The following is a 5,424-nucleotide window of genomic DNA, read 5'->3' as shown; positions in this document are numbered from 1 at the left end:
CTCAAAAACAAACAGCTCAGACAGGAGCTGATCAATCTGATCATCTCCATCGTCAAGGCGATCATCGTCATCATCGCCATTTCGATGCTGCTGGTGCGTATGGGAGTCAACATCACCGGTGTCGTCGCCTCCCTGGGGATCGGCGGTCTGGCGGTGGCACTGGCGGCGCAGAATACGCTCAGCAACTTTTTCGGCCTACTGAAGATCATCTTCGACAACTCTTTCAGTCAGGGAGACTGGATCGAAACCCCCGATGTGGAAGGCACGGTCGTGGAGATCGGCTTCATCAGTACGATGATCAGGACATTCGACAACGCGATGATCACGGTGCCCAACGCCACGCTGGCCAACAATCCTCTGAAAAACTGGAGCAAACGGACCGTGGGACGCCGCATCAAAATGGTGATCGGTGTCACCTACGACTCGAAGCGCGAGGACCTCATGGCCGCGGTCAAAGAGATCGAAAAGATGCTTTCGGAGCATCCCGGCATCGCCTCCTCCAAAAAAGTCGACGGCAAAAAGATTTTCCAAAGACGCTCCCGCCGCGAAAAGAAGCTGCTTTCGCTCGAAGACAAATATGGCGTCAAAACGACCCTGCTGGTCTTTCTGGACGAGTTCGCCGACTCTTCCATCAACATTTTGGTCTACTGTTTCAGTAAAAGCGTCGTCTGGCAGGAGTGGCTGGAAGTCAAACAGGATGTGATGCTGAAAATTTGGGAAATTCTCGAAAAATATCATCTCGATTTCGCCTTCCCCTCCGAGTCGATCTATTTCGATCCGGAAAATATAGAGGAGAGCTTCACGTCGATGGCTAAAAGAACGAAACTCCTGTCGGAATGAGGAGCCGTAAAAAAATATGCGTATGATCCGCAAACATCTGACCGAGCAGATGGCGATATTTCTGAGTGTGGCCAAATGGGTCGTACTCTCATCCGTAATCGGCATCGTCATCGGTGCGATCGTAACCCTCTTTTTGAAGATATTGATCGTCGGGGAACAAAACCGTGCGGATCTGCCTTTTCCCTACTTCTATCTGCTGCCCCTGGCTCTTTTTCTGACCGTTTTTCTGATCCGCACTTTCGCGCCCAATGCCGAAGGGCACGGCACCGAAAAGGTGATCGAAGCGGTACACAAAAAACATGGAAAGATCGATTTGGCGGTAATCCCTGTGAAACTCTTCGCGACAGTCCTGACACTCTTTGCCGGAGGGTCGGTCGGTAAAGAGGGACCGGGTGCACAGATCGGTGCGGGGACCGCTTCGCTGCTTTCGGATATACTCGGGTTTTCCAAGGAGGATAGAAAAAAGCTGGTCATCTGCGGAATCAGTGCCGGATTCGCCTCCGTTTTCGGCACACCGATCGCCGGTGCGATATTTGGGGTCGAAGTGCTGATCATCGGTGTCATCCTCTACGATGTGCTGCTGCCATCCTTCATCGCCGGATTCGCCGCTTTCACGACGGCACAGTTTCTGGGCATCGAATACACCTATTTCGACATCCACTTCTTTCAGTCCGTGACACTCGATCTGCCTCTCATCCTGAAGGTGGTGGCGGCCGGCATCTTTTTCGGTATCGTTTCGGATCTGATCGTCACGGTGATGAACATGACCCACCATTTCATCAAAAAACTCTCCCTGCATCCCTATCTCGTCGCACTTCTCGGCGGTGCCGTGCTCGTTCTTCTGACGCTGGTTTTCGGTGAAATGTATCTTGGTCTCGGTTTGGGGACCATCAAAGATGTTTTGACACCACATCCCTACATTCCGGCCGATATTCCGTGGTACGCCTTCATACTTAAAACGATCTTCACCTCTATCACACTCGGGGTCGGTGGAAGCGGAGGGATCATTACGCCACTTTTCTATATCGGGGCAACCAGCGGGATGTCGTTCGCACAGATTATCGGCGACAGCCATGTTACACTTTTCGCGGCACTCGGTTTTGTCAGTGTCCTGGCGGGTGCCACGAACGCGCCTATTGCCGCAACAATCATGGCAGTGGAACTTTTCGGACTCGAGATCGCCCATTACGCCGCGCTCAGTGCGGTCATCAGTTTTTTGATCACGGGACATCGGAGTGTATTCCCATCACAGATTCTCGCGATGAAAAAGTCCGAAATGCTCGAAGTCCGTGTGGGTGAAGTGATAGAAAATGCGGATGTCGATCTCGAAGAAAAAGAGATTGGGCGTATACGCAATATCAAAAAGAGATTACAAAAACGCCGTGAAGTCCTCAGTGAAAAGAAAAAACGGAAAGTGTCGACGCTCAAGCAGGAGAAGAAGGAGGCGTAAGTGGATATCATCATCGCAGGAGCCGGAAGAGTCGGATTCAATCTCGCCAAAACGCTCTCCATCGGACACAACGTCACGATTATCGATAGAAACGCGGAAGCGCTCCATAGATTGCAAGAGTCGCTTGACATTCTCCCGATCCATGGGGATATAGAAGATCCACAGACATACAGGAAACTGATCGAGAAAAAAGCGGATCTTTTTATCGCCGTCACCGATACGGACGAGGCCAACCTCATTTCGACACTGATCGTCGACGATACGATCGATCTGAAGCGAAAGGTCATACGTCTGCGCAACGCTTTTTTCGACAAGAGCTCGATCAGAGAAAAACTGGGCATCTCCAAGACCGTCTTTCCCCTCGATCTGACATCGGAGACGGTGGCGATGCTGCTGAAATATCCCAAAGCCAACAATGTCAAGTTTTTCAGGCATACGGCGTTCAAACTGATCTCGGTCTGGGCTGCGAGTCTCGACGAACCGGTGCGTCTGAAGAAGGAGCGCTTCGATATCGTCGGGATCGAAAGAGGAAAGAGATTTTTCATCCCCGACGAGGATGCCCCCGTCGAACCCCACGATCTGGTCTATCTTTTCGGTGATGAAGAGAAGATTCGCGAACTGTGCCGTGAATTCGACACGGAAACTCCCCGCTCCATCGAAAGGTGTGTCGTTTTCGGGGCGGGCGATCTGGGTATTGCGATCGCCAGAAAACTGATCGAAAACGGTATCGAGGTCAAACTGATCGAGAAAAACGTCCAGTTGTGCGAAAAAGCCGACGAAAAGCTCGAAGGGGAAGCGATGACCCTCAGCTGCAAATATGGCACCAGTGAACTTTTCGAGGAGGAAGGGCTCGCATATGCCGATCTGATGATCGCCGCCACCGACAACGACGAATACAACATCATCAAATGTCTCGAGGCACAGGAACACGGCATCCACAAAGTGGTAGCCGTCAACAACGAAAGGGAGTACTACAACCTGATGCACTCTCTGGGGATCGTCGTCGTGCGTGGTCCGAAAATGAGCGCCTACAACGCGATTCTCGAGTCGATCTATTCGAGCAGCGTCATCATGGAGAGGAAATTCTGCGGTGGAAAGGCGACGATTTTTCTGCGAAAAATCTTCAGGAATTCCCATCTGATCGGAAAAAAGGTCAAACCCTCCAAACTCAAGGATGGTGCCAGGCTCTACCTTGTGAGAAGAGAGGAGCTGATACGATTCGACAGGCCTCTCGTGATGGAAGAGGAGGATCTCATCGTCGGATTCACGACGGAAGAGAATGCACCCAAACTGAAAGTCTGGTTCTATGGACTATAGAAGCATTTTCAAGGTCCTCAGCCTCATCGGCGTGACGCTCGGCCTCTTTTTCGGGTTCGATCTGATGATCGGATGGCTCTATGACGAATCGATATTCGCTCTTTTTCTATTCGATGCACTCTTTGTCGGAATGAATCTGACGATCTTTCTCTTTTTGCGCAGACATCCGGTGACCCTGAAAATCAGAGAGAGCATTCTCGTGGTCAATCTGCTCTGGATTCTGATCGGTGTGGCGGGTGCGATGCCGCTGTTTCTCTATACGCATGTCACTTTCACTTCGGCATTTTTCGAAGCGATCAGCGGTTTTACGACGACAGGCGCCACGGTCTATACCGATATCGAAAGTCTTCCGCACATGATACTTTTCCACCGCAGTCTGATGCACTGGCTCGGTGGCGTGGGGATCATCGTTCTGGGTGTGGGGCTTCTGTCGGTGATCAACCCCACAGGAAGCCTCTCCCTTTTCAAAGCCGAGGCGACGGGCATACAGATCGAGAAACTCCGCCCGAAAATCAAGGACACGGCACTCAGTCTCTGGGGGATCTATCTTCTGCTGACACTGGCCGATACCCTGTTTTTGAAACTTTTCGGCATGGATTGGTTCGATGCGGTCAACCACGCATTTTCGACCCTCTCCACCGGCGGTTTTTCGACGAAAAACAGTTCTTTGGGCTTTTTCCAAAGCCCCTGGATCATATGGACCACCACCTTTTTCATGATGGTCTCCGGCATCAACTTCCTGGCGCATCTGAAACTTCTCTACCGTGATACCAGCGGATACAGGGGAGAGGAGGTGCGCTGGTATCTTTCTATCTTCGCGATTCTTGGGACGCTTCTGACGCTGGTCCATATGGAGCTGGGGGGCGACGCGGCGACCCACGCGGCGACCCACGCCTTTTTCACGATCGCGTCGGTCATGACGACGACGGGTTTCGCCACGATCGATTACGGCACGTGGAGCCATCTTGCCGTCGCGATCATTTTCGTCGCCATGCTGGTGGGAGGAAACGCCGGTTCGACGGCCGGAGGCGTGAAGGTGATCCGCTATGTCGTCATTTTCAAAACACTTTTCGCCGAGCTCAGACGCATTCTCCACCCCAAAGCTCTGATATCCGTTTTCGTCGACGGTGTGAAGCTCGAACGCCATGTACTGGCTTCGACTTTCGGATTTTTCACGCTTTTCGTCTTTACGGTGGGACTTATGAGCGTCTATATCTATGCGCGGGGATACGACGAGATGACGGCGATATCCGGGGCTCTTGCCATCGTGGGCAATGTCGGACCCGGTTTCGGCCACGTGGGACCGGCAGAAAACTTCGGGTTTTTCAGCGACATCGACAAACTCGTCCTCTCCTTCGGCATGATCGTAGGCCGTCTGGAGTGTTATACCGTGTACATACTTTTTACGGCGTCGTTCTGGAAACGTTTTTGAGTGGTAGAAAATTGCGATTTTCTGAACGGTTCGTGATATAGCTGAAATTTCGAAGAAGGTCGAATCGGCCTCTTCGATTGAGGTCCAAAAGGCGTGATGTCGTCTGATGCGTCTGGACGGTCGCGTCTTCGTATGCATCAAAGAGGAGACGATGAAAGAGCGTCACGTCAATATACAGGTTTCTTTACAGAAATTTTACTTTCCACGGGCAACTGCCAAAAGGCGGTTGCTCTTAAAGTTCCATTTACTCTCAGTTTTCCTTCGTCGGATATAATAACTACAGGGCACCTCTAAAAACCCTATGCGGTCATAGCTTTGCAAGCTTTGTTTCTGGCAAGGCGCACCGACGCAGGCTATGCCATAGCATAGTCAAGGAGGTGCAACG

The 5,424-nt window shown here is 51.6% G+C and carries 4 protein-coding genes; all 4 read left to right on the top strand.

Features of this window, described 5'->3' with window-relative positions:
* Nucleotides 1-840, top strand: an 840-nt coding sequence (locus Q1K23_RS01280; RefSeq protein ID WP_300361415.1) for a mechanosensitive ion channel family protein, incomplete at its 5' end; no start/stop codon positions are given.
* A gap of 22 nt (nt 841-862) precedes the next feature.
* The gene (locus tag Q1K23_RS01275; protein WP_300361455.1) at nt 863-2,290 is read left to right on the top strand and encodes a chloride channel protein; all 1,428 of its coding nucleotides are present in this window, start codon (nt 863-865) and stop codon (nt 2,288-2,290) included.
* Nucleotides 2,291-3,607, top strand: a complete 1,317-nt coding sequence (locus Q1K23_RS01270) for an NAD-binding protein (RefSeq protein WP_300361412.1) — start codon at nt 2,291-2,293, stop codon at nt 3,605-3,607. It abuts the gene before it with no gap.
* Nucleotides 3,597-5,039, top strand: a complete 1,443-nt coding sequence (locus Q1K23_RS01265; protein ID WP_300361410.1) for a TrkH family potassium uptake protein — start codon at nt 3,597-3,599, stop codon at nt 5,037-5,039. The genes Q1K23_RS01270 and Q1K23_RS01265 overlap by 11 nt, the downstream gene beginning before the upstream one ends.
* The last annotated feature ends 385 nt before the right edge of the window (nt 5,040-5,424 follow it).

The organism is Hydrogenimonas sp. (assembly GCF_029933015.1).
Taxonomy (GTDB): Bacteria; Campylobacterota; Campylobacteria; order Campylobacterales; family Hydrogenimonadaceae; genus Hydrogenimonas.
This window is presented reverse-complemented; position numbering and strand designations above follow the sequence as displayed.

Bases quoted from the DNA above. Each gene is read 5' to 3' on its own strand.
- Q1K23_RS01275 (WP_300361455.1), top strand. From the start codon at position 863: ATGATCCGCAAACATCTGACCGAGCAGATGGCGATATTTCTGAGTGTG.
- Q1K23_RS01265 (WP_300361410.1), top strand. From the start codon at position 3,597: ATGGACTATAGAAGCATTTTCAAGGTCCTCAGCCTCATCGGCGTGACG.